This window comes from Kitasatospora sp. NPDC058190 (genome assembly GCF_042883685.1).
Taxonomy (GTDB): Bacteria; Actinomycetota; Actinomycetes; order Streptomycetales; family Streptomycetaceae; genus Kitasatospora.
In genome coordinates this window covers 1-3,422 of record NZ_JBHVVI010000263.1, presented here as the reverse complement: position 1 = coordinate 3,422, position 3,422 = coordinate 1, and the positions used below count along the sequence as shown (strand labels likewise).

The 3,422-nt window shown below is 75.2% G+C and carries 1 protein-coding gene; it reads left to right on the top strand.

Translation table 11 applies throughout. The annotated features are described in order from the left end of the window. On the top strand, positions 1-3,393 hold a 3,393-nt coding region (locus tag ACFVWU_RS44605; protein WP_387632393.1), incomplete at its 5' end, for an acyltransferase domain-containing protein. Positions 3,394-3,422: the final 29 nt, after the last annotated feature.

Sequence of the window (3,422 nt, the reverse complement as noted above, 5' to 3'; positions counted from 1 at the left end):
CTCCTCGCCGACCACGAACTGGACTTCTTCGTCCTGTTCTCCTCCGTCGCCGGCATCTGGGGCAGCGCCGGGCAGAGCGCCTACGCCGCCGCCAACGCCTACCTCGACGCCCTCGCGGAGAACCGCCGCGCCCGCGGCCTGACCGCCACCTCGATCGCCTGGGGCCCGTGGGCCGGCGCCGGCATGGCCGCCCACGAGGCCGTCTCCGACGGCCTGCGCCGCCAGGGCCTGCGCTTCCTCGCCCCGGAGACCGCGCTCACCGAGCTCCGCCGCGCGATCGTGCACGAGGACGTCGCCGTGACCGTCGCGGACGTCGACTGGGAGCGCTACGCCCCCGTCTTCACCGCCGCCCGGCCGAGTGTCCTGTTCGACGAGCTGCCCGAAGTCCGCGCCCTGGCCCGCGGCACCGCGGCCGACGCCGGGGCCGCCTCCGACCTCGTCCGCCGCCTGCGCGGCCTGTCCGAGGCCGAGCGCGACCGCCTGCTCGTCGACCTGGTGCGCCGCGAGGCCGCCGCCGTCCTCGGCCACGGCTCCGTCGACGGCGTGCCCGAGAAGCGAGCCTTCCGCGACGCCGGCTTCGACTCGCTGACCGCCGTCGAGCTGCGCAAGCGCCTCGCCGCGCTCACCGGGTTGCCACTGCCCAGCACGATGGCCTTCGACCACCCGACGCCGGTCGCGCTCGCCGCCTTCCTGCGCGGCGAACTGCTCGACGGCGCGCAGGACGTGACGGCGCCGCCGGTCGCCGCCGCCGACCCGGACGAGCCGATCGCCATCGTCGGCATGGGCTGCCGCTTCCCCGGCGGCGCCGGAAGCCCCGACCAGCTGTGGCGGCTCGTCTCCGAGGGCACCGACGCCATCTCCGAGTTCCCGGAGAACCGCGGCTGGGACACCGGGCTCTACGACCCGGACCCGGACACCCCGGGCCGCACCTACTCCACCCAGGGCGGCTTCCTGCACGAGGCCGGCGAGTTCGACGCCGCGTTCTTCGGCATCTCCCCGCGCGAGGCCCTCGCCATGGACCCCCAGCAGCGCCTGCTGCTGGAGACCACCTGGGAGGCCCTCGAATCCGCGGGCATCGACCCGACCTCCGTGCACGGCAGTGCGACCGGCACCTTCATCGGGTCCACGTACCAGGAGTACGGGCTCGGCATGGACGACAGCTCCGCCGGGCACGCCGTCACCGGCACCAGCCCGAGCGTGCTCTCCGGCCGCCTCGCCTACCTGTTCGGCCTGGAGGGCCCGGCCGTCACCGTCGACACCGCGTGCTCCTCCTCGCTCGTCGCGCTGCACCTGGCCTGCCAGTCGCTGCGCGGTGGCGAGAGCTCCCTCGCGCTCGCCGGCGGCGCCACCGTCATGACCAACCCGAACGCCTTCATCGCCTTCAGCCGCCAGCGCGCGCTCGCCGCCGACGGCCGCTGCAAGGCCTTCTCCGAGGCCGCCGACGGTATGACCCTCGCCGAGGGCGTCGGCGTCGTCGTCCTGGAACGGCTCTCCGACGCCGAGCGCAACGGGCACGAGGTGCTCGCCGTCATCCGCGGCTCCGCGATCAACCAGGACGGCGCCTCCAACGGGCTCACCGCGCCCAACGGGCCGTCCCAGCAGCGCGTCATCCGTCAGGCCCTGCACAACGCGGGCCTCACCCCGGGCGACGTCGACGCCATCGAGGCGCACGGCACCGGCACCGCCCTCGGCGACCCCATCGAGGCCCAGGCCCTCCAGGCCGCGTACGGGCGCGACCGGGACCCGCAACACCCGCTGCTGCTCGGCTCGGTCAAGTCCAACATCGGCCACACCCAGTCGGCGGCCGGCGTCGCGGGTGTGATCAAGATGGTCCAGGCGCTGCGCCACGGCGTGCTGCCGGCCACCCTGCACGCCGACGAGCCGTCCTCGCACATCGACTGGACGCCGGGTACCGTCACCCTGCTCAACGAGGCCGTGCCGTGGCCGGCCGGCGAGCGGACCCGCCGCTGCGCGGTCTCCTCCTTCGGCATCAGCGGCACCAACGCGCACGTCGTGCTGGAGGAGGCGCCCGCCGCCCTTGCGGCCGAGCGGTCCGAGATGTCCGACGGCGTCGTGCCGTGGGTGCTCTCCGCCCGCACCCCCGCCGCCCTGCGCGCCCAGGCCGCGCGCCTGGCCGACCACCTCGACGTCGAGTCTGACCTGCGCCCGCACGACGTCGCCCACACCCTGCTGACCACCCGCGCCCTCTTCGAGCACCGCGCCGTCGTGCTCGGCGCCGACACCGCCGAACTGCGCGAGGGCCTCGCCGCGCTCGCCGCCGGGGCCTCCACGCCGAACGCCGTCCGCGGCCTCGCCGAGGACGGCGGCCGCACGGTGTTCGTCTTCCCCGGCCAGGGCTCCCAGTGGGCCGGCATGGGCGCCCGGCTGCTGGACGAGTCGCCGGTGTTCGCAGAGCGGATCGCCGAGTGCGCGGCGGCCCTGTCCGCGCACGTCGACTGGTCGCTGCTCGACGTGCTGCGCCAGGCCGAGGGCGCGCCCGCGCTGGACCGCGTCGACGTGGTCCAGCCGGCGACCTTCGCCGTCATGGTGGCCCTCGCCGAACTGTGGCGCGCCCACGGCATCCACCCGGACGCCGTGGTGGGCCACTCCCAGGGCGAGATCGCCGCCGCCGTCGTCGCCGGGGCGCTCTCCCTGGAGGACGGCGCCCGGGTGGCCGCGCTGCGCAGCCGGCTGATCGGCCGCGTCCTGGCGGGCTCCGGCGGGATGGTCTCCGTGCCGCTGCCGGCCGACGAGGCCGAGGAGCGGCTGCGCTCGCGCGGCGGTGGGCTCGCCGTCGCCGCCGTGAACGGGCCGCGGACCGTCGTCGTCGCCGGTCCGGCCGGCGAACTCGACGAGCTGATGGCCGAGTTCGAGGCCGAGGGCCTGCGCGCCCGGCGGATCAGCGTCGACTACGGCTCGCACTCCGCCCAGGTGGAACTCCTCCGGGATGACCTGCTGACGGACCTCGCCCCCGTGCGCCCGCGCGCCGCCGAGGTGCCGTTCTTCTCCACCGTCACCGGCGACTGGCTCGACACCACCGCCATGGACGCCGGCTACTGGTACCGCAACCTGCGCAACCCGGTGCGCTTCGACCCGGCCGTGCGGGAGCTGATGGCCCAGGGCCACGGCCTGTTCGTCGAGGTCAGCCCGCACACCGTGCTCACCATGGCGATCGAGGCCACCGCCGAGGACCTCGGCGACCGCGCCGCTGCCGTCGGCACCCTGCGGCGCGACAAGGGCGGCACCGACCGCTTCCTCGCCTCGCTCGCCGAGGCCTTCGTCCGCGGCGGACGGGCCGACTGGTCCGCCCGCACGGCCGGCGGGCGCCGCGTGCCGCTGCCCACCTACGCCTTCCAGCACGAGCACCTCTGGGCCGTCTCTCAGTTAAACTGATGGGAGAGGGATGTAGTCTAGTTCTTTTG